Annotated in this window: 22 protein-coding genes; all 22 read left to right on the top strand. The window is 46.3% G+C overall.

What is annotated here, in order from left to right:
- Positions 1–3 precede the first annotated feature (3 nt).
- The 22 genes from flaG (at position 4) to flhB (ending at position 21,474) form a co-directional block, all read left to right on the top strand.
- Positions 4–429 carry a flagellar protein FlaG gene (gene flaG / locus HRQ85_RS19015; RefSeq protein ID WP_048607821.1) on the top strand — a complete coding sequence of 142 codons (426 nt, stop codon included), beginning with the start codon at positions 4–6 and terminating at the stop codon, positions 427–429.
- 22 nt (positions 430–451) lie between these two features.
- Complete coding sequence (gene fliD / locus HRQ85_RS19010) at positions 452–2,479, top strand: flagellar filament capping protein FliD (protein WP_172380364.1); 2,028 nt, start codon at positions 452–454, stop codon at positions 2,477–2,479.
- Between the two features lie 3 nt (positions 2,480–2,482).
- Entirely contained in the window at positions 2,483–2,788 is a 306-nt protein-coding gene (locus HRQ85_RS19005; protein ID WP_172380363.1) for a flagellar protein FliT, read from the top strand.
- 12 nt (positions 2,789–2,800) lie between these two features.
- Positions 2,801–3,211 carry a flagellar export chaperone FliS gene (gene fliS, locus HRQ85_RS19000; protein ID WP_004736194.1) on the top strand — a complete coding sequence of 137 codons (411 nt, stop codon included), beginning with the start codon at positions 2,801–2,803 and terminating at the stop codon, positions 3,209–3,211.
- Between the two features lie 227 nt (positions 3,212–3,438).
- A complete protein-coding gene (locus tag HRQ85_RS18995) occupies positions 3,439–4,905 on the top strand; it encodes a sigma-54 dependent transcriptional regulator (RefSeq protein WP_172380362.1) in 1,467 nt (488 codons plus the stop codon).
- Positions 4,906–5,089: 184 nt separating this feature from the next.
- The gene (locus tag HRQ85_RS18990) at positions 5,090–6,130 is read left to right on the top strand and encodes a sensor histidine kinase (RefSeq protein WP_019820743.1); all 1,041 of its coding nucleotides are present in this window, start codon (positions 5,090–5,092) and stop codon (positions 6,128–6,130) included.
- 33 nt (positions 6,131–6,163) lie between these two features.
- Positions 6,164–7,573, top strand: coding sequence for a sigma-54-dependent transcriptional regulator (locus tag HRQ85_RS18985; RefSeq protein ID WP_017060685.1), 1,410 nt, complete (start codon positions 6,164–6,166; stop codon positions 7,571–7,573).
- A 132-nt stretch (positions 7,574–7,705) separates the two neighbouring features.
- A complete protein-coding gene (gene fliE / locus HRQ85_RS18980; protein WP_017060684.1) occupies positions 7,706–8,017 on the top strand; it encodes a flagellar hook-basal body complex protein FliE in 312 nt (103 codons plus the stop codon).
- Between the two features lie 16 nt (positions 8,018–8,033).
- The gene (gene fliF, locus HRQ85_RS18975) at positions 8,034–9,776 is read left to right on the top strand and encodes a flagellar basal-body MS-ring/collar protein FliF (protein WP_017064120.1); all 1,743 of its coding nucleotides are present in this window, start codon (positions 8,034–8,036) and stop codon (positions 9,774–9,776) included.
- Positions 9,769–10,830, top strand: coding sequence for a flagellar motor switch protein FliG (gene fliG / locus HRQ85_RS18970; RefSeq protein ID WP_017060682.1), 1,062 nt, complete (start codon positions 9,769–9,771; stop codon positions 10,828–10,830). Before fliF ends, fliG begins: the two co-directional genes overlap by 8 nt.
- A gap of 125 nt (positions 10,831–10,955) precedes the next feature.
- Positions 10,956–11,756 carry a flagellar assembly protein FliH gene (fliH, locus tag HRQ85_RS18965; protein WP_017060681.1) on the top strand — a complete coding sequence of 267 codons (801 nt, stop codon included), beginning with the start codon at positions 10,956–10,958 and terminating at the stop codon, positions 11,754–11,756.
- Positions 11,756–13,075, top strand: a complete 1,320-nt coding sequence (gene fliI, locus HRQ85_RS18960; RefSeq protein ID WP_017060680.1) for a flagellar protein export ATPase FliI — start codon at positions 11,756–11,758, stop codon at positions 13,073–13,075. The genes fliH and fliI overlap by 1 nt, the downstream gene beginning before the upstream one ends.
- 19 nt (positions 13,076–13,094) lie before the next feature.
- Positions 13,095–13,532 (top strand): flagellar export protein FliJ, encoded by a 438-nt coding sequence (gene fliJ, locus HRQ85_RS18955; protein WP_017631772.1) that lies wholly within the window; start codon positions 13,095–13,097, stop codon positions 13,530–13,532.
- A gap of 182 nt (positions 13,533–13,714) precedes the next feature.
- Positions 13,715–15,838 carry a flagellar hook-length control protein FliK gene (locus HRQ85_RS18950; RefSeq protein WP_172380361.1) on the top strand — a complete coding sequence of 708 codons (2,124 nt, stop codon included), beginning with the start codon at positions 13,715–13,717 and terminating at the stop codon, positions 15,836–15,838.
- Between the two features lie 90 nt (positions 15,839–15,928).
- Positions 15,929–16,417, top strand: coding sequence for a flagellar basal body-associated protein FliL (gene fliL, locus HRQ85_RS18945; RefSeq protein WP_172380360.1), 489 nt, complete (start codon positions 15,929–15,931; stop codon positions 16,415–16,417).
- A gap of 7 nt (positions 16,418–16,424) precedes the next feature.
- The gene (fliM, locus tag HRQ85_RS18940) at positions 16,425–17,468 is read left to right on the top strand and encodes a flagellar motor switch protein FliM (RefSeq protein ID WP_017631770.1); all 1,044 of its coding nucleotides are present in this window, start codon (positions 16,425–16,427) and stop codon (positions 17,466–17,468) included.
- Between the two features lie 29 nt (positions 17,469–17,497).
- A complete protein-coding gene (fliN, locus tag HRQ85_RS18935) occupies positions 17,498–17,908 on the top strand; it encodes a flagellar motor switch protein FliN (protein ID WP_004739851.1) in 411 nt (136 codons plus the stop codon).
- On the top strand, positions 17,908–18,348 hold the full coding sequence (gene fliO / locus HRQ85_RS18930; RefSeq protein ID WP_017060675.1) for a flagellar biosynthetic protein FliO: 441 nt from the start codon (positions 17,908–17,910) through the stop codon (positions 18,346–18,348). Before fliN ends, fliO begins: the two co-directional genes overlap by 1 nt.
- A complete protein-coding gene (gene fliP / locus HRQ85_RS18925) occupies positions 18,335–19,264 on the top strand; it encodes a flagellar type III secretion system pore protein FliP (protein WP_081231278.1) in 930 nt (309 codons plus the stop codon). The genes fliO and fliP overlap by 14 nt, the downstream gene beginning before the upstream one ends.
- 11 nt (positions 19,265–19,275) lie before the next feature.
- Positions 19,276–19,545, top strand: a complete 270-nt coding sequence (fliQ, locus tag HRQ85_RS18920) for a flagellar biosynthesis protein FliQ (RefSeq protein ID WP_029235191.1) — start codon at positions 19,276–19,278, stop codon at positions 19,543–19,545.
- A 6-nt stretch (positions 19,546–19,551) separates the two neighbouring features.
- Positions 19,552–20,334 (top strand): flagellar biosynthetic protein FliR, encoded by a 783-nt coding sequence (gene fliR / locus HRQ85_RS18915; RefSeq protein ID WP_017060672.1) that lies wholly within the window; start codon positions 19,552–19,554, stop codon positions 20,332–20,334.
- Between the two features lie 9 nt (positions 20,335–20,343).
- On the top strand, positions 20,344–21,474 hold the full coding sequence (gene flhB / locus HRQ85_RS18910; RefSeq protein WP_017060671.1) for a flagellar biosynthesis protein FlhB: 1,131 nt from the start codon (positions 20,344–20,346) through the stop codon (positions 21,472–21,474).
- The last annotated feature ends 17 nt before the right edge of the window (positions 21,475–21,491 follow it).

Genomic DNA, 21,491 nt, shown 5'->3' with positions numbered 1-21,491 from the left:
GTTATGGAAATATCATCCAACGCATCGAACATCCAGCCTTATGGCTCACCTAATGGCATTAAAATTGCAAGCGATGAAGGTAGTAGTGCGTCGAGTATTTCGCGACTAAAAGAAGCAACATCTTATGACAAGGTAGAGAAATCGAAAGAGGAAGCTACCGAAGCGGCGATTCAATTAGCTCAACATAGACAAGAGTTAAATGATGAAGAGCGAGTCAAAATGGTGGAGAAGGTAAACGAGTTTATCTCCTCTCTCAACAAAGGTGTGGCGTTTAAGGTCGATGAAGAATCTGGGAGAGATGTGGTTACCATTTATGAGACCACAACCGGTGATATTATTCGCCAGATCCCTGATGAAGAAATGCTTGAAATTCTAAGACGCCTAGCAGCCCAAAACTCGAATAGTCGAATATTTGAGGTGAAGGTTTAAGTCGTATTATTGAGGTGATTTAATGAGTTTTGGCCCAATGGGGATTTCGTCTGGCATGGATATCAATTCCATGGTTAGCAAAATTGTTGATTCGGAGCGTGTACCTAAACAGCAACGAATCGACAATGAACGAACGCGAATCGATACCAGCATTAGTGCCTATGGAAGACTCAGAGAATCCCTTGATTCGATGAAGAACCTGATGACAAACTTTCGTCAGGAAAAAGCTTTTGCTGTGCGAACAGTCGAAAGTACCGATGAAGGTCTTGTCTCTGCAACCGCGACTACCGAAGCGATCGCTGGCAAATATGCCATCGATGTGTTGCAGCTTGCCCAAAGTCATAAAGTGGCTTCTGATGTACTGTCAGAAGACATGAAATTTGGCCCAGGTAAGCTGCAGGTTTCGCTTGGTGATGACAGCTTTGACGTGCAAGTTGGCGACAGATCGAGACTTATCGAAGTTGTTCGTGGTATCAACGGTGCAGATAGCAACCCAGGCGTTCGTGCCTCTATTATCAATGATGTCGAAGGTCCAAGACTTATCATTGCCTCGAACCAGTCTGGTTCAGATCAGCAGATCAGCATTAATGTTGAGTCAGATGCTGCTAATCCCCTGAAAAAACTCGAATACAAAACGCTTGAAGAGCGTGTTAAAGCGCTAGAGAAAGCACGCGTTGCTGCTCAAGATATTCTAGCTCTAACCCCCGCAGGAAAAGCCGTCGAACTCATCGATGAAGTGATCGCTAGCGATGACCCAAATGCGAATGAAACACTCGATAAAGATGGCAATATCATCCCAGCAGCCCAAACTGATTCTGCTTCAGATGTTGTCGGAGACTCTCAAAGTCTCAGCTACGGTGAGCAAGCCGCAGCCGACGGCCAAGCTGCCCTAGACGCAGCTCAAGCGGCAAAGTCGGTGATGCCTGAAGACAATATCCCTGGCTGGACTGAAACCGCGTCAGGTACGCTTTTAGATTCTTACTACACACCAGAACTTGAGCTTGATGAAAAAGCGATAGAGAAGGCTCCCAATGTGCCGGGGTGGTCAAATGCAGCCTCAGGTACTCTGACCGATTCATACGTGACACCGAACGAAGCCCAACAAAAGCTTGAGGCTGAGCAAGCGCGTATCGAAGAGAAGATCTCACAAGAAAAAGCAGAGTTGGCTGAGAAAGTTCAAAAAGGCGAACTCACTGCAGAACAAGCGAAGAAAATTGAGCGTGCTAAATTAGAACCCGAAGAGCGTGAGCTTTTAGAGAAGGTCGATAAAGCGCAAGCAGACCTCGAACAAGCGCAACAGTCTTTTGATACCTATAGCGGTATGACCGAAGTTCAGGCTGGACAAGATTCTATGGTTGTCCTAGATGGTGTTGCTCAGCTCTCTAGTAATAACAATGTGATTGAAGATGCCGTTGAAGGTATTGATATTACGGTGAAAGGAAAAACGCCAAAAGATAAGCCGCCGGCAGAAATTGGTGTCGAGTACGACCGTAATAGTGTTCGCCAAGATATCGAATCCTTTGTGAGCTCTTATAACCAGTTCTATCAAGTGTCGAAAGACCTTGCGGGTGTTGATCCAACGACCGGTCAAAAAGGCCCGCTTTCTGGTGACAGTACAGTACGTAACGCCGACTCTCGATTGAAAGGGGTGTTCTCATCAAGTATCGAAGGTGCGCCAGACAACCTAAAGTCTTTGACTGAATTCGGCATCACCACCACAAGACAAGGCTCGCTAGAAATCAACTACGACATGCTTGATCGTCAACTCAACAACAATTTCGATAAGTTGGGTGAGTTCTTTGGTGGCAACAATGGTTTCGCCAAAAGAGTGGAAGATGCGATTCAAGGTATCACAGGTATTACGGGTTCAATCCGTACTAGAGAGAAGAGCTTGGTCGAGCAAAATTACCGTTTGGTTGATGACCAAAGCGCGCTCGACCGCCGCATGGACAGCCTAGAGAGCCGAACTCACTCTAAGTTCACAGCCATGCAAGATGCGACCAGTAAGATGCAATCTCAGTTGGGCAGTATGATGAATGCGTTGGGCTAATAGATGAATAGCCAGCTACAGGAGCTTTGTGAACTCGATCAACTAATTATCTCTAAACTGGAATTTAGTGAAATTAATGCTGAAGAAATAAGGCAGCTTGTCGATAACAGAGAACAGTTATTGCAAAACGTGCTTCAAATAATCGACTCACATCCCGACGTTAAGCAAAGTTCTGAATGGTTTGAAGCCATTACCAGAACCAGAAAATTAGTCGAATTGATGCAGTCTGAGACGAGTCGAGTAGGTAAGACCCTGCACAAATACCGTCACGGTGCTAAATCAGTTCAACAATACAAAAAGTTTTTATAGAAGAGGTTTACTATGCGCGGTTCTTTACAGGCATATAAAAAGGTATCAGTGGATAGTCAGCTAACGGCTGCCTCACCGCATAAGATTGTACAAATGCTAATGGCCGGTGCTATCGAGCGTTTGATTCAAGGTAAAGCGGCAATGCAAGCAGGCAACATCCCAGTGAAAGGTGAGCGACTTGGTAAGGCTCTAGATATCATTATTAGCCTACGTAGTTGCCTATCTATGGACGATGGTGGCGATATTGCGAAAAACCTAGATCAACTTTATGAGTTCATGATCACGCAAATTTCTGCGGCAAATCACAAAAATGACCCACAGCCTATTGATGATGTTATCGATATTATTCGCGAAATTAAGAGCGCTTGGGACCAAATTCCGAACGAATATCACAACTTGACGTCCGCTGACGTAGGAATTTAAAGAAAAATTGCAGTTTTAACCAACCTCATATCCCTTAATTGGTTGGTTGCCTTATTTTTTTAATCAAATAAAATAGAAGCCATTAGATAGCCTAATGGCTTTTTTCGTTGCTGATTTCCTAAATTTGTCCACGTAGACCGTAATCGTTGATACTTTCACTGTTTTATAGACTACGTTGCTCACCGTTTTTCCGCATCGCACCAAAATAAAGGCAATAATTCCTACTTATGCAAGGTTTGGCAAAACTGCTTGTCGTCGACGATAACGCTCAAGATCGTCACAATTTAAGCACAATATTAGAGTTTGTAGGAGAGAGCTGCGAAGTAATCAGCTCTGAACAAGCACGTAAAGTTGACTGGTCACTACAGTGGGCCGGCTGCATTATTGGTACCATTAAAAGTAAAGGCTTCAACGCATTACTGAATGAGAAGCTTGTTCACGGCAATCACATCCCTTTACTGGTGATTGGCAAAAACAATCACCCGGTTGACGAGTTGACTAACTATGTTGGTGAGCTTGAACTTCCTCTTAACTACCCGCAATTAAGTGATGCATTAAGACACTGTAAAGATTTCTTAGGCCGCAAAGGTGTTCAAGTTGTGTCTTCGGCACGCAAGAACACACTGTTTCGCAGCCTAGTAGGACAAAGTGCTGGCATTCAAGAAGTACGTCACTTAATTGAACAAGTCTCTTCTACGGAAGCGAACGTGCTGATTCTTGGTGAATCTGGTACAGGCAAAGAAGTCGTAGCGCGTAACATTCACTATCACTCTAAACGTCGTTCAGGGCCTTTTGTTCCTGTAAACTGTGGCGCGATTCCACCTGATTTGCTTGAAAGTGAACTGTTTGGTCACGAGAAGGGCGCATTTACTGGGGCGATTACCGCACGTAAGGGCCGTTTTGAATTGGCTGAAGGTGGCACACTGTTTCTTGATGAAATTGGCGATATGCCGATGGCGATGCAAGTTAAGCTGCTACGAGTACTGCAAGAGCGATGCTTTGAGCGTGTAGGTGGCAATAGCACCATACAAGCTGATGTTAGAGTGATTGCGGCAACCCACCGCAACCTTGAAGATATGATCGACGATGATTCGTTCCGTGAAGATCTTTACTACCGCTTAAATGTATTCCCGATTGAAATGCCGGCGCTTCAAGACCGTAAAGAAGATATTCCACTGTTGCTTCAAGAGCTGATGACTCGAATGGAAGCGGAAGGCAGCATGCCTATCTGTTTCACGGCTCGTGCTATCAACTCTTTGATGGAGCATTACTGGCCGGGCAACGTTCGTGAACTAGCGAACCTGGTTGAGCGAATGGTTATCTTGTATCCAAATAGCTTGGTTGATGTGAATCATCTGCCAACTAAATATCGATACAGCGATATCCCTGAGTTCCAGCCAGAGTTTAATAGCTTCGGATCTGAAGAGGAGCAAGAGCGTGATGCACTTGCTGACTTATTCTCAGAAGATTTCAGTTTTGATCAGCAAGATGATATTGCCGACAATGCCAATGCTCCTCAAGAGTTACCGCCAGAAGGGGTTAACTTGAAAGAGCTCCTCGCGGATATGGAAGTGAATATGATCAATCAAGCTTTGGAAGCGCAGGGCGGTATTGTTGCTCGCGCTGCTGACATGCTTGGAATGCGTAGAACGACTCTGGTTGAAAAAATGCGTAAATATAACTTGCAGCGCTAGTGCCCAGTTTTCGATGAAAACGAAAAACTAGCACACACTTTTTAGCTATTTGGTAACTCTAGCTAAGTGAACAGATAAACCATAGTCGAGTTGTTGCTTGCTTAACTATGTGATAAATATAGCAAATAGCCTGACTCGTGTTGTACGTCTCAGGCTGTTTTAGTATTTGAGGCAAATTTTTGACATGCACGTATCTAACGAACCAGAAAATCAATCACACCTAGATTCTGTTGAACAGCAGGTTGAGCGCTATAAGCAAGTACTCGACGTGATGCCAGCAGGGGTCATCTTGTTAGATACACACGGCGAAGTGAGAGAAGCGAACCCTGAAGCGCACCGTATTCTTGGTGTTGAGTTGGTTGGCGAGAAGTGGTTTTCAGTGATTCAAAGTGCCTTCGACCCAAAAGATGATGATGGTCATGAGATCTCATTGAAGAATGGGCGAAAAGTACGTTTGGCGATTTCAGCCTCTACCACGGGTCAGCTGATTTTGATTACCGATTTGACCGAGACCCGACTCTTGCAGTCTCGCGTGAGTGATCTTCAGCGTTTGTCTTCATTAGGCAGAATGGTGGCCTCGCTTGCCCATCAGGTGCGAACGCCGCTTTCAAGTGCGATGCTGTATGCATCAAACCTTGCCGCGCCAAATCTGCCGCCGGCAACAAAAACGCGTTTTCAATCTAAGCTTATGGATAGATTGCATGACTTAGAGAAGCAAGTGAACGACATGTTGTTGTTTGCCAAAGGTGGTGACAACAAAGTGGTTAAGCCATTTACTGTTGCTGAATTGATCACCGAATTTCACCCTATGGTGGAAGCGGCATTGAAAACCAACCAGATTGATTATTGCCAGGAAGTTGAGGGCGAACAGACTCAAATGTTTGGCAACGCCAACGCTATCGCCTCAGCATTAAGCAACTTAGTGTTGAACGCGGTTCAAATTGCGGGCAAGGAATCGCAGATTGATGTGTTTTTTAGGCCCGTAAACGGCGAGCTTAAGATATCAGTGCAAGACAGTGGCCCCGGAGTACCGAAAGAGCTTCAAGGTAAAATTATGGAACCCTTCTTTACCACTCGTTCGCAAGGTACAGGTCTCGGCTTAGCGGTTGTACAAATGGTATGTCGAGCACATGAAGGCCGACTGGAATTGATATCAGAAGAAGGCGACGGCGCATGCTTTACCATGTGTCTACCGCTTGAAAGAAGTGCTTCTTCTGAAGACTAATAAGTTTTAACTGAATTTACACTGGAGAATCCTATGGCTCAAAGCAAAGTGTTAATCGTCGAAGATGATGAAGGTCTACGCGAAGCCCTTGTTGACACTCTCGCGCTTGCTGGCTATGAATGGCTGGAAGCGGATTGTGCGGAAGATGCTCTGGTCAAATTAAAATCGAACTCCGTTGATATTGTCGTATCTGACGTGCAGATGGCGGGCATGGGCGGCTTGGCGCTATTGAGAAACATCAAGCAGCATTGGCCCAACCTACCTGTATTGCTAATGACAGCGTACGCCAACATCGAGGATGCCGTTGCTGCAATGAAAGAGGGCGCTATCGACTATATGGCAAAGCCATTTGCGCCGGAAGTACTGCTCAACATGGTCAGCCGTTATGCGCCTGTAAAGTCGGACGACAATGGTGACGCTATCGTTGCTGATGAAAAAAGTATCAAGCTAATGATGCTGGCTGATAAAGTCGCAAAAACCGATGCCAACGTCATGGTGTTAGGCCCGAGTGGTTCTGGTAAAGAGGTGATGTCTCGCTACATTCACAATGCCTCTAGCCGAAAAGATGGCCCGTTTGTCGCGATTAACTGCGCGGCGATCCCAGACAACATGTTAGAAGCGACCTTGTTTGGTTATGAAAAAGGCGCATTTACTGGCGCTATTCAAGCTTGCCCGGGGAAGTTCGAGCAAGCGCAGGGCGGTACGATTCTGTTGGATGAGATCAGTGAAATGGATCTTAGCCTACAAGCCAAACTACTGCGTGTTTTGCAAGAACGCGAAGTTGAGCGGTTAGGTAGTCGTAAGAGCATCAAATTGGACGTTCGTGTATTAGCGACCAGCAACCGTGACCTTAAACAGTATGTTTCCGAAGGGAATTTCCGTGAGGATTTATACTACCGCTTGAATGTATTCCCAATTTCTTGGCCACCACTGTGTGAGCGAAAAGGTGATATTGAGCCTTTAGCCAAGCACTTAGTTGAGCGTCATTGCACCAAACTTGGTATGCCTGTACCGGTTATGTCAGCGCAAGCGATCAGTAAACTCGTCAATTATCCGTGGCCGGGCAATGTTCGCGAATTAGATAATGTGGTACAGCGTGCGTTAATATTGAGCGAACAAGAGAACATCTCTGGTGAGCATATCCTTCTTGAAGGTGTCGATTGGCAAGACGCAAGCAGCCTACAACAAATCGTCGAAGGCAGTGATGTTGCTGCGCCAGAAATCAAGCCTATTGCCGAAGCAAACCCAATCAATAAAATCGCGGCTAGCAGCGAAGGGTTAGGTAATGAGCTTAGAGATCAAGAGTATGCGATCATTCTTGAAACCCTGATTGCATGTAATGGCCGACGCAAAGATATGGCTGAAAAACTGGGCATTAGCCCTCGTACACTGCGTTACAAGTTGGCTAAAATGCGCGATGCTGGAATAGATATCCCAAACTGAGGATAGATTAGTAGTGTCAGCTTTCTGACTAGTGTAATACGATATCTAGTCAATTTAATGTGTGGCACGCTAATTGCTCTGTCAATAATATAGCTAAATAGATGGTCATAATTTTGACTCCTGAGGTAGTAGATGAGAATAGATGGTTTACAAGGCGAAATGCAGGCAATGATGGTCGAAGCTGCCAGCGCGCGTCCCGCAGCAACGGGGCAAGCGGTCGGTGCAGATTTTGGCAACATGCTGACCAATGCCATCAATAATGTGAACTCATTACAAAAGACCTCAGGTGATCTCCAAGCTCGTTTTGATAGTGGCGACCAAAGCGTATCCCTATCGGACGTAATGATTGCTCGTAATAAATCTAGTGTGGCTTTTGAGGCGACGATCCAAATTAGAAATAAATTGGTCGAATCGTACAAAGAGCTGATGAATATGCCGGTATAAGTTGGGTAATTAAATAGTGGCAGATAATAGTCAAACAACAGATTTAACCGTAAGCGATAGCAACGACCATGCACTTATTGCAGGCTCTGAGCTAGACGGAGAAGGGCAAAATCCCGATCTAGGTGAACGCAGTTCATCGAAGTTCGATATGGCTGTCGGTGATCTCGATTTACTTCGTCAGGTCGTCTTAGTTCTTTCTATCTCTATCTGTGTAGCGCTGATTGTGATGCTGTTTTTCTGGGTGAAAGAGCCAGAAATGCGTCCATTAGGGGCTTACGAAACAGAAGAATTGATTCCCGTTCTTGATTACTTGGATCTGCAAAAGATCCAGTACACGCTTGAAGGCAATACCATCTCAGTACCGGCAAGTGAGTACAACTCATTAAAGCTTAATATGGTACGAGCAGGTTTGAACCAAGAGCGAAACGCAGGTGATGACATCCTCATGCAAGACATGGGTTTTGGAGTATCACAACGTTTAGAACAAGAACGCCTTAAATTAAGTCGTGAAAGACAACTTGCCAAAGCCATTGAGCAGATGAAACAGGTGCGTAAAGCGCAGGTTTTGTTAGCCTTGCCGAAGCAAAGCGTTTTCGTGCGTCATAACCAAGAAGCCTCTGCTTCTGTATTCCTAACTCTAAAAACAGGTACTAACCTCAAGCAGCAAGAAGTCGATTCTGTTGTGGATATGGTGGCAAGTGCTGTTCCGGGAATGAAAACCTCACGTATTACGGTGACCGATCAGCATGGCCGATTGTTGAGCTCAGGCTCTCAAGACCCTATGTCAGCGGCGCGTCGTAAAGAACACGAGTTAGAGCGCAATCAAGAACAAGCGCTGCGTGAAAAAATTGACTCTATCCTGATTCCTATTCTTGGGTTTGGTAACTACACCGCTCAGGTTGATATTCAGCTCGATTTCAGTGCTGTGGAGCAAACCAGAAAACGTTTTGATCCGAATACACCGGCGACTCGAAGTGAATACACCTTAGAAGATTACAACAACGGCAATACTGTGGCAGGTATTCCGGGTGCGTTGAGTAACCAGCCTCCTGCTGATGCCTCAATTCCACAAGACGTTGCTCAGATGAAAGACGGCGCGATGACAGGCCAAGGCTCTGTTCACAAAGAAGCGACCCGAAACTTTGAGCTAGACACCACCATCAGCCATGAACGTAAGCAGAGCGGCACGGTTAACCGCCAGACGGTTTCTGTTGCGATCAAAGACCGTCAATCCTTGAACCCAGATACGGGTGAAGTGGTTCATACTCCGATCCCGGCGAGTGAGATCAATGCGATTCGCCAAGTTCTGATCGGTACGGTGGGCTTTGATGAAACTCGTGGTGATTTGTTAAATGTATTAAGCATGCAGTTTGCACCTCAAGTAACAGATGTTGTTGCTGATGTGCCAATCTGGGAGCATCCAAACTTCAATGATTGGGTTCGTTGGTTTGCAAGTGCCTTGGTTATCATTGTGGTGGTGTTAGTACTTGTTCGCCCTGCAATGAAGAAACTGCTTAACCCAGCCGCAGACAACGATGAACAGATGTACGGCCCTGATGGCATGCCAATTGGTGCCGACGGCGAAACCAGCTTAATTGGTGGTGATATTGAAGGTGGTGAGCTGTTTGAATTTGGTTCAAGTATCGACTTACCAAACCTTCATAAAGACGAGGACGTGCTGAAAGCAGTACGTGCACTTGTAGCGAATGAACCAGAGCTAGCAGCTCAAGTAGTTAAGAATTGGATGGTAGATGGCTAACGAAATCGTTCCACAACAAACTGAAGGCGGTGAAGTGCTTGATGTCTCTAGCGTGGATATCGGCTCTATCTCAGGCGATGAACGCGCTGCGATCTTGTTGCTCAGTTTAAATGAAGAAGACGCTGCTGGTATAATTCGTCACCTAGAGCCAAAGCAGGTTCAGCGTGTGGGTAGTGCGATGGCGCGAGCTACAGACCTATCCCAAGAGAAAGTAGGCGCTGTGCACCGTGCTTTCTTGGATGATATTCAGAAGTACACCAACATTGGTATGGGCAGCGAAGACTTCATGCGTAATGCGTTAGTTGCTGCTCTGGGTGAAGACAAAGCGAATAACCTTGTTGACCAAATCCTTCTCGGCACGGGTTCGAAAGGTTTGGATTCGCTCAAGTGGATGGATCCTCGTCAGGTGGCGAGCATTATCATCAACGAACACCCTCAGATTCAAACTATTGTGTTGTCGTACCTCGATGCCGATCAATCGGCTGAGATCTTGTCTCAGTTCCCAGAGCGCGTTCGTTTGGATCTGATGATGCGTATTGCCAACCTTGAAGAAGTTCAACCGTCAGCACTTGCTGAACTGAACGAAATCATGGAGAAACAGTTCGCGGGTCAAGCGGGTGCTCAAGCTGCTAAAATTGGTGGCCTGAAAGCCGCGGCTGAGATTATGAACTACATGGATAACAACGTGGAAGGCGTCTTGATGGACCAAATCCGTGACCAAGACGAAGACATGGCAACACAGATCCAAGATCTGATGTTTGTCTTTGAAAACCTTATTGAAGTTGATGACCAAGGTGTTCAACGACTACTACGTGATGTTCCACAAGACATTCTACAGAAAGCACTTAAAGGTGCCGATGAAGGTCTACGTGAAAAGATCTTCAAGAACATGTCTAAACGTGCTGCCGATATGATGAGAGACGATATTGAGGCGATGCCGCCAGTCAAAGTCTCTGACGTCGAAGCCGCTCAGAAAGAGATTTTGGGTATTGCGAGGAAGATGGCAGACAGTGGTGAGATTATGCTGTCTGGTGGCGCCGACGAGTTCCTTTAATACAGAAACCTCAAAAGCCCCACACTGTTGGGGCTTTTCTTTATCCAATCTCGAACCACAGATTAACTCAGTTTAACTGCTTGAATTCACAATACAGTTAAGCTCACTCATAGATAGGTACTGATATGTCAGGTGATAGAAAACGCGGCTTCCTTCGCCCTGAAGAAGATAATACGGTTGCCCAACCTCAGAAATGGGGGCTGCCTGACTACACCTCTGACGTGAGCAAACAAGCCAAAGAAACCGCTTTTAACTACGACCCTAGTTGGATGCCAACGGTTGAAGAAGCCATTGAAGATGAAGAGCTGGTTCTGACTGAAGAGCAAATCGAGCTGATTAAACAAGGCGCTTATCAGGAAGGGCTGCATCAAGGCCAAGAGGCGGGCTTTAAGCAAGGCTATGAAAAAGGCAAAGAAGAAGGTTTTGCCGCAGGTCACGAAGAAGGCAACGAAGCCGGCAAGCTTGAAGGCGTAACCGCGGGCCAAGAATACATTCAACAGCAAGTGGCCGTCTTCATGGGGCTGGCAAACCAGTTCGCTCAACCATTAGAGCTGATGAACGCTCAGGTGGAGAAACAATTGGTCGACATGGTGCTTACTATGGTCAAAGAAGTGGTTCATGTTGAAGTGCAAACCAATCCACAAATCATATTAGATACCGTTAAAGAATCGGTAGAGTCGTTGCCGATCTCTGGTCACGCAATCACTTTGAAGCTTAACCCAGAAGATGTCGCGATCATTCGCTCTGCGTATGGTGAAACTGAGTTGGATTGCCGTAATTGGACGTTGGTCGCAGAGCCAGCACTCAACCGTGGTGATGTACAAATTGAAGCTGGTGAGTCGAGCGTTAACTACCGCATGGAAGATCGCGTGAAAAACGTCATTCAAAACTTCTGTGGCGCAAACCGTCACCAGGGTCATGAGTAATGCTTGAGTTAGCGAATCGTCTCAGTCAATACAAAGTCGAAGGACTAAAATCGCGACCGATTGCCTCAGGTAAGTTAGTACGTGTTGTTGGCTTAACGCTTGAAGCGACCGGCTGTAAAGCGCCAATCGGCAGTTTGTGTTTAGTGGAAACCATGTCTGGTCAGATGGAAGCCGAAGTCGTCGGTTTCTCTGGCGATAACCTATTTTTGATGCCGAGTGAACAAATCACCGGGATCTTACCTGGCGCTCGTGTCACACCAATGACTACTGAAAGTGGTATCCCTGTTGGAATGGAACTGCTTGGTCGAGTGATCGACGGCGTTGGTAATCCACTCGACGGGTTAGGTCCAATCTATACCGAGCAACGCGCTTCATTTAATGCTGAACCAATCAACCCGTTAGCTCGTAAACCGATTTCTGAGCCACTCGATGTTGGCTTGAAAGCGATTAATGGTTTGCTAACCGTTGGTAAAGGGCAACGTATCGGTCTGTTTGCTGGCTCTGGTGTTGGTAAGTCGGTCACGCTGGGGATGATGACTCGAGGCACAACCGCGCAAGTGGTGGTTGTAGGTCTAATTGGTGAGCGTGGACGAGAAGTAAAAGAGTTTATTGAAGAAATTCTTGGTGAAGATGGCCGTAAGCGTTCGGTTGTTGTTGCCGCTCCTGCCGACTCATCACCATTGATGCGCTTAAAAGGCTGTCAAACCGCGCTGGCTGTCGCCGAGTATTTCCGCGACCAAGGCTTAGATGTTCTGCTGCTCATGGATTCATTGACCCGTTTTGCTCAAGCGCAGCGTGAAATTGCTCTGTCTGTGGGTGAGCCGCCAGCAACCAAAGGTTATCCGCCATCAGTCTTCGCTAAGCTTCCTGCGCTGGTGGAACGAGCAGGTAACGGCAATGATGAACAAGGTTCTATCACAGCTTTCTTTACCGTGTTAACCGAAGGCGATGACTTACAAGATCCGATTGCGGATGCGTCGCGAGCGATTCTCGATGGTCACGTTGTGTTATCTCGTGAGATGGCCGATGCGGGTCACTACCCAGCGATTGATGTTGAGAAATCCGTCAGCCGTGTTATGCCGCAAATCACCACTGAAGAACATGTCTTGATGTCGAAAGCGGTAAGGCAAGTGCTGTCTATCTGTCGTAAAAACCAAGATTTGGTTTCGATTGGTGCTTACAAGCCAGGAACGGATCCAGCAATCGACAGTGCCTTCACGTTGAAGCCAAAACTGGATGAGTACTTGCAGCAGAAGATGAAAGAGACCGTTCCATACGATATGTGCGTCAACATGTTGAAGCATGTATTGGGTGGCTGACGAGTGAATAAGGTTAGTCATGGATAACGCATTAGAATTTTTGCTCGATCAAGCTAAAGATCAAGAGAACCAAGCCGTACTCGCGCTCAACAAAGCGAACTCTGAGCTGCAAGGATACTATGAACAAGTTGCGCAGATTGAAAAGTATCGACTGGATTACTGTCAGCAGCTCGTTGACCGCGGCAAGGCAGGCTTAACGGCGAGCCAATATGGTCACTTGAACCGCTTCTTAACTCAGTTGGATGAAACATTATCCAAGCAGAGAGAAGCCGAGCACCACTTTAAAAATCAAGTCGACAACTGCCAAAACTACTGGATGGAGTTACGAAAAAAACGTAAATCCTACGAGTGGTTGATGGAGAAAAAGCAGAAAGAGAAAGCAAAGCTGCAAGATCAAAGAGAACAAAAGCAAATGGATGAGTTCTCGACTCTGTTATACAGCCGAAAGAAGATGTGATCCTAAGCCACGAATGACGTAAGCGCTGTTCTCGATATTGTGAGAACCGAACTTATAGGCATGTTTCTTGCTCCGTTTTATATAAAATTGCGCGTTATGCCCACCAAAGGCATGAAAAGCATCCGACTTTCTTTTTGTTGCCTGATTCATGGCAGCAAAGCTAGTAGATAGAGCTTGTATATATGAATGTTAGTCTTTCCTCAAATTCAGCGACCAACAAAACGTCATCGTTGTTGGACACCGGTTCTGCCTCTTCCAAGGTAGAAGAAACCGGCGACTCTAAAGGTTTCTTTGAGTCCTTTAAAGAAGCGCTTGGCTTTGAAGAAAGTGGCAGTAAAGCCGCAGTAAAAGACACAGAAAGCACCGCGAAACCTGATACTAAACAGGCCTCTACCGAAGGTGAAGCGTCAGCCGAAACGAACAAAGGTGATTCAGCTGAATCAAAGGCTACTGACGAAGTGAGCGAAGCGCAAAGCAAGCAAGCAGCTTCAGAAGTAGAAGACGAGAAAGCTGCTGATAAAACATCAGCAGAGGTTGCGTCTGGATCTGAGGCTCAGCTCAAAGCCAATTCGGGCACTGATAGCACTGTCGCTGATAAGACTGTCGCAGATAAGGTAGATGGTAAAGATGCGCAGGCTACAACTAACGAATCTAAAGAACATATTGCTCAACCCCAAACTCAGGGTTCATCAGCTGTAGATGGTGCTACGCAGGCATCGCAAGCCAATGCAGCGATGAGTGAAGGCAATAAATTGCTTGGTCAATTGGATGAGGCAAACAAAACTCTAAATCAAGCGCCAAACGGCAAGGGCTTGCCTCAGCAAGGTCAGGTAGACCAAGGTAATATCACCGGTGCTTCTGTTGTAGGAGCTTCCGTTACGGATAAGGCGACACAACAAGCTAAGGTTGCAAATCAAGAGAAGAGCCTTGAAGTCGATTCTGAAATCGCTGTACTTACCGGAGGTAAGGGTGTTTCTCAGCTTACTGATGCTGAAATTCGACAGTTGATGGATAAAGGCGTCACTCCAGAACAAATTGAAGCCAGTATGAGTCGAGAGCTGAGCCAAAAGAATGCAGCTAGTGCGGTTGCTGTCGATCAGAGTCAAGCATTGTCAGCCGCGGATATTGAACTGGCAAAGCAAGTAGATGCCCATACCAAAGCGCTAAACCAATTGAATGGACAAATCGAATCAGAGCAGTCTGTTGTCGATAGCTTGCTTCAGAAGCAACAAAGTGGCGCTAAGTTGACGGTTGATGAGCAAGCCGCTTTGGCTAAAGCGACCTCTAACCTAGACCTGTTGAATCAACAGCTTGCTAACGTTCAACAACAAGTGACGGCTTTGCTAAGTCAAGCTCCGGCTGCGAACAGTGTGTCCGGTGAACCCGCTGCTATTGATTGGGATAATACGGATTCAAGCGAAACTAAAGCCTTAGCTGCGGCAGCATCAACAGCAGCGGTAGCCACGGCGGCACAACAAGTGTCAGCGCAGGCCGCTTCTCAATCAGCAAACAATGCTCTTACGGAAAAGGCGGCAATGCTGCACGCCAATAACGCGCATGCAGCCCAACAGGCCGCAGCTCAACAAGCTAATGTTGCTTCACCTCAGCAGCAAGCAACGTTGGATCCAGCTTTAACCGCGCAAGGTATGGCGATGAATGCAACGCCAGCTGCCACAAAAGCAGGCTCGGCTGATACGCTTCTTAAAGCGGGCGCTGGTGCAGCAGCACTGTCTGGTTTGGGTAAAGTGGGTGCTAAAGAAGATTCTAAAGATTCAACCTTTGCTCAGCAGATCGCTTCTGCGGCTGGTGCACAAGGTACGGCAACGGTGGGTTCAGCACCTACGCGAGCTGAAATTCAAGCTGCTCAACAAGCGCCTTTACAGCTCACCAAAGAGCTAGCTAATGAGCAAGTGGCTGAAAAAGTACAAATGATGATGTCTAAGAACCTTAAGAACTTGGACATTCGTCTCGACCCACCAGAACTGGGCCAAATGAAAATCCGCATGACCATGAATAATGACGTGGCAAACGTGCATTTTACCGTGAGTAATCAGCAAGCGAGAGATGTGATTGAACAAACCTTACCTCGCTTGAGGGAGATGCTTGCTCAGCAAGGTCTGCAGCTTGCCGATTCGTCTGTTCAACAACAGAACTCCGGTCAGGGACAAGATAGATACAACAATGGTGAGCAACAATCCGGCGCTAACCGCACAAATGATACGCAAGGTGATGAAAACCTTGATAGTGGCAGCAATCTTGAATTGAATGTCGCATCAAAGCGTGATGGAATTAGTTATTATGCCTAATATCAGGCTAAGAACGCTTGGTTAATAGAAAAAACCAATTAATAAAAAGAACCATCAGTTAATCGAAAGAACAGGAAGTTAGAGTAAAGTATGGCAGAAGAACAAGATGCACCTAAAGGGAAGAGCAAGCTTCTTATAATCATTATTGCCGTAGTCGTGTTACTGCTTGGTATAGGTGGTGCGCTGTACTTTTTCTTAGGTTCTGACGATAGCGCCTCTGAATCTCAGTCTCAGCCAGCAACAGCTGTGGTCGCGGTAGAGCCTGTTATGTATGTTAATATTCCTCAGCCCTTCTTGTTTAATGTGACAGGTGACAAAAAAGATCGCCTAGTTCAGATAAAAGCACAGCTCATGGTACGTGGCAGTAAGAATGAAGACCTAGCTCGTTACCACTCTCCACTCGTAGAAAGTACGCTACTGGCCACGTTTGCTTCGGCAACGGTCGATCAATTGCGCTCACCAACCGGACGAGTTGAACTGCGTGACAAGGCAACAGAAGATATTAAAGCAAGCCTGGTTCAAGCTGTTGGCCAGCCTGTGATTGAAAAAGTGTTATTCACTGACTTCGTAATTCAATAGGTAATTTGTGACCGATTTATTAAGCCAAGACGAAATTGATGCGCTGTTACATGGCGTTGATGATGTTGAAGAAGTTGAAGATGTCTTAGAAACCGAAAATGACAATGCGGTCAATTTCGACTTCTCATCTCAAGATCGAATCGTCCGTGGTCGAATGCCGACCCTTGAACTTATTAACGAGCGCTTCGCACGTCATATGCGTATCAGCTTATTTAATATGTTACGTAAAACGGCTGAAGTGTCGATCAACGGCGTACAAATGATGAAGTTTGGTGAGTACCAAAACACATTGTATGTACCCACCAGTTTAAACATGGTTCGTTTCCGTCCACTTAAAGGTACGGCACTCATCACCATGGAAGCTCGTCTGGTTTTCATTCTCGTAGAGAACTTTTTTGGCGGTGATGGTCGTTTCCACGCCAAGATTGAAGGTCGTGAATTCACGCCTACTGAAAGACGAATCATTCAGTTACTGCTGAAAATTGTTTTTGAAGATTACAAAGAAGCTTGGTCGCCAGTGATGGGGGTTGAGTTTGAATACTTGGATTCTGAAGTGAACCCAAGTATGGCGAACATTGTGAGCCCAACCGAAGTGATTGTTGTGAGTTCGTTCCACATTGAAGTGGATGGCGGTGGTGGTGACTTCCACGTTGTCATGCCATATTCCATGGTTGAGCCGATCCGTGAACTGCTTGATGCGGGTGTTCAATCAGACAAGATGGAAACCGATGTTCGTTGGAGTACCGCACTGCGTGATGAAATCATGGACGTGCCCGTTAACTTCCGTGTGAACTTGCTAGAGCAAGACATCTCCCTTCGTGACCTGATGGAACTGCGCCCTGGTGACGTTATCCCAATGAACATGCCTGAGCACGCAACCATGTTTGTCGAAGAACTGCCGACTTATCGTGTGAAAATGGGACGTTCTGGTGAGAAGCTTGCAGTACAGATTTCGGAAAAAATTCAAAGACCACATGTGGTTAAAACTGATCTCGCTTTTCTAGGTAAAGACTTAATGTCTGAACTCGAAAACAGCGATGATGACGAATAGAAAAATAGATAAAAGTATAGGAATTGGTAATGGAACCTAGTGAAGATCAAAAGCTAGCAGACGAATGGGCTGCAGCACTTGGTGAAGATCCTTCAGCGCCGTCAATTGATGTTGATGATGTGCTTGCGGCACCACTTGATGAGCTAACTGATTCATCGTCTCCGATTTCTGAAGATGAGCGTCGTAAGCTGGATACCATTATGGATATTCCAGTGACTATTTCGATGGAAGTTGGCCGCTCTCAGATCAGTATCCGTAACTTACTTCAATTGAACCAAGGCTCGGTTGTTGAGCTTGATCGAATTGCTGGTGAGTCACTGGATGTGATGGTTAACGGTACTCTGATTGCTCACGGTGAAGTGGTTGTAGTAAACGACAAATTTGGTATTCGTTTGACTGACGTTATTAGCCAAACAGAACGAATTAAGAAGCTACGTTAATGAGCTTTTTGTCTCAAAGACTGGCGGGCTCTTTTCTCGGAATGACAGGTTTGTTACGAGGAATCTTGGGAGTAGGGCTATTGACGGCTCCTTCCATTGCCTTTGCAGCAACACCGCCTTCTCTCGATTTAGCGACCACCTTTGGGTCGCTAATTTTCGTTATAGCCTTCATTTTATTTATTGCTTGGCTACTCAAGCGAATGCAAGTACCTGCGATGTCGAATCAACAAGGTTTGGCGATTGTTAGGCAAATCCCTGTTGGTACTAAAGAGCGTATCGCTATTGTGCAAGCGGGTGATGAACAGTTCTTGGTAGGGATTACCACACAATCGATTCAGCTGATCTCTAAGCTTGATAAACCTCTTACTCAGGAGATGCTGGAAAAAAGTACATTTTCAAGTCAGCTTTCCCAGCTAATAAAAAAAGATGCAAACAAGTAACGGACTTTTGAACTCCTCTTACTTTCACCAAGTCGGAGCTTTCCGAGCGGTGAAAGTGCTGTTGGTTCAGCTTATTCTCCTATGCTCAATCGTATTCAGTGTGTCGGTATTTGCACAAGCTGAAGACGGTACCGTCATTCCTGCGAATACCGCTGGCTCAGAGTCGGTGACTATCAGCACGATGGAACAAGACCAAGCCAAATCGACAACCATGACCACGGGCAGCTTAACTGGCAATGGTGGCGGTATACCTGCCTTTACCATGACAACCAATGCCAATGGTGGTGAAGACTACTCGATAAACCTGCAAATTCTTGCGTTAATGACCATGCTTGGCTTCTTGCCGGCGATGGTGATTTTGATGACGTCGTTCACTCGTATTGTGGTTGTGATGTCTATCTTGCGTCAGGCGATGGGTCTACAACAAACACCGTCTAACCAAGTCATTATTGGTATCGCGATATTCTTGACCTTCTTCATAATGTCGCCAGTGATTAATCAAGTTAACGAACAAGCAGTTCAGCCTTATCTTAATGAACAGATATCGGCACGACAGGCATTTGATGTTGCCCAAGAACCGATTAAATCTTTCATGCTTAAACAGACTCGAATCAAAGATCTTGAAACCTTTGTTGAGATTTCTGGTGCGGAAGTGACTAACCCTGAAGATGTTTCGATGGCGGTTCTGATTCCAGCGTTTATCACCTCAGAATTAAAAACGGCTTTCCAAATCGGCTTTATGCTGTTCTTGCCTTTCCTAATCATCGACTTGGTGGTGGCATCGGTATTGATGGCCATGGGTATGATGATGTTGTCACCGATGATTGTATCGCTACCGTTTAAGTTGATGCTGTTTGTTCTTGTTGATGGCTGGAACTTGATACTCTCCACACTCGCCGGCAGTTTTGCCTTGTAGCTGGGGGAATAATGAATCCTGAAATATTCGTAGAGTTGTTCCGAGATGCCCTTTGGATGGTATTAATCATGGTTTGCGCCATCATTATTCCTAGCCTGCTGATCGGTTTGGTTGTGGCTGTTTTCCAAGCTGCGACCTCAATCAACGAACAAACACTGAGTTTCCTGCCGCGTTTGATCGTAACTTTGTTGGCGTTGATGCTATTCGCACACTGGATGACCCAGATGATGATGGAGTTCTTTTTTGAGCTCATCGAACGCTTACCGCAAGTCCTTTATTAGACCGATATGGAATACCCAACGAGCCTTGTACTAGAGTGGTTAGCCAATTATTTTTGGCCATACACTCGCATCTCAGCGATGCTGATGGTGATGACGGTAACAGGGGCACGCTTCGTGTCTCCGCGTATTCGTCTGTATTTAGGTTTGGCGATCACTTTTGCGGTGATGCCTGCGATTCCGGCCGTTCCCAAAGAGATTGAACTTCTGTCCTTTCAAGGCTTCCTGACTGTCTTTGAGCAAATCGTGATTGGCGTGGCCATGGGCTTTGTTACCCAGTTCATGATTCAAACCTTTGTTATGCTGGGTCAGATCCTCGGCATGCAATCGAGCTTGGGCTTCGCTTCAATGGTCGACCCGGCTAACGGGCAAAACACGCCGGTACTTGGTCAGCTTTTCATGCTGCTAGCGACCATGTTCTTCTTGGCGACCGATGGTCACTTGAAAATGCTGCAGCTGGTGGTGTTTAGTTTTAAGACCTTGCCGATTGGCAGTGGCTCTCTAACCTCAGTCGATTTTCGAGAGCTCGCGTTGTGGCTCGGTATCATGTTCAAAACGGCATTGGCGATGTCATTGTCGGGCATTATCGCGCTGCTAACGATTAACCTTTCTTTTGGTGTAATGACGCGTGCGGCACCTCAGTTAAACATCTTTTCTTTGGGTTTTGCATTTGCGCTACTCGTGGGTCTGTTACTTTGTTGGTACATCCTTGGCGGCTTGTATAGTCACTATGAGCTATTCTGGATGCAGGGCGAACAACAGATATGTCGTCTAATCCGGTTAGATTGCTAGGAGACTGAAATGGCAGAGTCAGACGGTCAAGAACGCACAGAAGACGCCACGCCCAAACGCTTGCAACAGGCCAAAGAGAAAGGGCAGGTTGCAAGGTCAAAAGAGCTAGCGTCAGCATCGGTATTAATTGTCGGTGCGATTGCATTAATGTGGTTTGGTGAATCGATGGCGAAGGCTTTGTTCGAGGCGATGCAACGCCTGTTCTCTTTGAGTCGCGACGAAATCTTTGACACCAACAAACTCCTAGAAATTGCCGGTGGTGCACTGGTGAACCTGCTGTTCCCGCTGTTTTTGATACTGATAACCTTGTTTGTTGCTGCCGTCATCGGCGCGGCAGGTGTTGGTGGGATTAACTTCTCAATGCAAGCAGCAATGCCTAAGGCGTCTAAGCTCAACCCACTGAGTGGCATCAAGCGTATGTTTGGCCTGCAAAGCTGGGTCGAGCTGCTCAAGTCTATTTTGAAAGTAGCTCTCGTATCGGGGATGGCGATTTATCTGATTCAAGCCTCTCAGCATGATTTAATGCAGCTGAGTATGGATGTGTATCCGCAGAACATCTTTCATGCCTTGGATATCTTGCTCAATTTCATCCTGTTGATCAGCTGCTCACTGCTGATTGTGGTGGCGATTGATATCCCGTTCCAGATCTGGCAACACGCCGATCAATTGAAGATGACCAAACAAGAAGTCAAAGACGAATTCAAAGACACTGAAGGTAAGCCGGAAGTGAAAGGCCGAATTCGTATGCTTCAAAGGGAAGCGGCTCAGCGTCGCATGATGGCTGATGTCCCTCAAGCGGATGTGATTGTGACCAACCCGGAACACTTTTCAGTGGCGCTGCGCTACAAGCAGAATCAAGACAAAGCACCAATTGTGGTTGCTAAAGGTGTCGACCATATGGCGATGAAGATCCGAGAGATTGCGCGTGCAAACGACATCTATATCGTTCCAGCGCCGCCATTGGCGAGGGCTCTTTATCACACCACTGAGCTAGAACAACAAATTCCTGACGGTCTGTTTACGGCAGTTGCACAAGTGCTTGCATATGTTTTCCAGCTTAAACAGTACCGAAAACGAGGTGGTGAGCGACCAAAACTGCAAGATTCTAATATGCCGATCCCACCTGATTTACGTCATTAGATCAATTGCTTGAGCTC

This window comes from Vibrio sp. Vb339 (assembly GCF_902751245.1).
GTDB lineage: Bacteria > Pseudomonadota > Gammaproteobacteria > Enterobacterales > Vibrionaceae > Vibrio > Vibrio coralliirubri.
Note: the sequence above shows the minus strand (reverse complement) of the source record. Positions and strands in the feature narration are given on the sequence as shown.

Excerpts from the sequence above, each read along its gene's own strand:
- flaG (WP_048607821.1), top strand. The coding sequence starts at position 4 with ATGGAAATATCATCCAACGCATCGAACATCCAGCCTTATGGCTCACCT.
- fliD (WP_172380364.1), top strand. The coding sequence starts at position 452 with ATGAGTTTTGGCCCAATGGGGATTTCGTCTGGCATGGATATCAATTCC.
- HRQ85_RS19005 (WP_172380363.1), top strand. The coding sequence starts at position 2,483 with ATGAATAGCCAGCTACAGGAGCTTTGTGAACTCGATCAACTAATTATC.
- fliS (WP_004736194.1), top strand. The coding sequence starts at position 2,801 with ATGCGCGGTTCTTTACAGGCATATAAAAAGGTATCAGTGGATAGTCAG.
- HRQ85_RS18995 (WP_172380362.1), top strand. The coding sequence starts at position 3,439 with ATGCAAGGTTTGGCAAAACTGCTTGTCGTCGACGATAACGCTCAAGAT.
- HRQ85_RS18990 (WP_019820743.1), top strand. The coding sequence starts at position 5,090 with ATGCACGTATCTAACGAACCAGAAAATCAATCACACCTAGATTCTGTT.
- HRQ85_RS18985 (WP_017060685.1), top strand. The coding sequence starts at position 6,164 with ATGGCTCAAAGCAAAGTGTTAATCGTCGAAGATGATGAAGGTCTACGC.
- fliE (WP_017060684.1), top strand. The coding sequence starts at position 7,706 with ATGAGAATAGATGGTTTACAAGGCGAAATGCAGGCAATGATGGTCGAA.
- fliG (WP_017060682.1), top strand. The coding sequence starts at position 9,769 with ATGGCTAACGAAATCGTTCCACAACAAACTGAAGGCGGTGAAGTGCTT.
- fliH (WP_017060681.1), top strand. The coding sequence starts at position 10,956 with ATGTCAGGTGATAGAAAACGCGGCTTCCTTCGCCCTGAAGAAGATAAT.
- fliI (WP_017060680.1), top strand. The coding sequence starts at position 11,756 with ATGCTTGAGTTAGCGAATCGTCTCAGTCAATACAAAGTCGAAGGACTA.
- fliJ (WP_017631772.1), top strand. The coding sequence starts at position 13,095 with ATGGATAACGCATTAGAATTTTTGCTCGATCAAGCTAAAGATCAAGAG.
- HRQ85_RS18950 (WP_172380361.1), top strand. The coding sequence starts at position 13,715 with ATGAATGTTAGTCTTTCCTCAAATTCAGCGACCAACAAAACGTCATCG.
- fliL (WP_172380360.1), top strand. The coding sequence starts at position 15,929 with ATGGCAGAAGAACAAGATGCACCTAAAGGGAAGAGCAAGCTTCTTATA.
- fliN (WP_004739851.1), top strand. The coding sequence starts at position 17,498 with ATGGAACCTAGTGAAGATCAAAAGCTAGCAGACGAATGGGCTGCAGCA.
- fliO (WP_017060675.1), top strand. The coding sequence starts at position 17,908 with ATGAGCTTTTTGTCTCAAAGACTGGCGGGCTCTTTTCTCGGAATGACA.
- fliP (WP_081231278.1), top strand. The coding sequence starts at position 18,335 with ATGCAAACAAGTAACGGACTTTTGAACTCCTCTTACTTTCACCAAGTC.
- fliQ (WP_029235191.1), top strand. The coding sequence starts at position 19,276 with ATGAATCCTGAAATATTCGTAGAGTTGTTCCGAGATGCCCTTTGGATG.
- fliR (WP_017060672.1), top strand. The coding sequence starts at position 19,552 with ATGGAATACCCAACGAGCCTTGTACTAGAGTGGTTAGCCAATTATTTT.
- flhB (WP_017060671.1), top strand. The coding sequence starts at position 20,344 with ATGGCAGAGTCAGACGGTCAAGAACGCACAGAAGACGCCACGCCCAAA.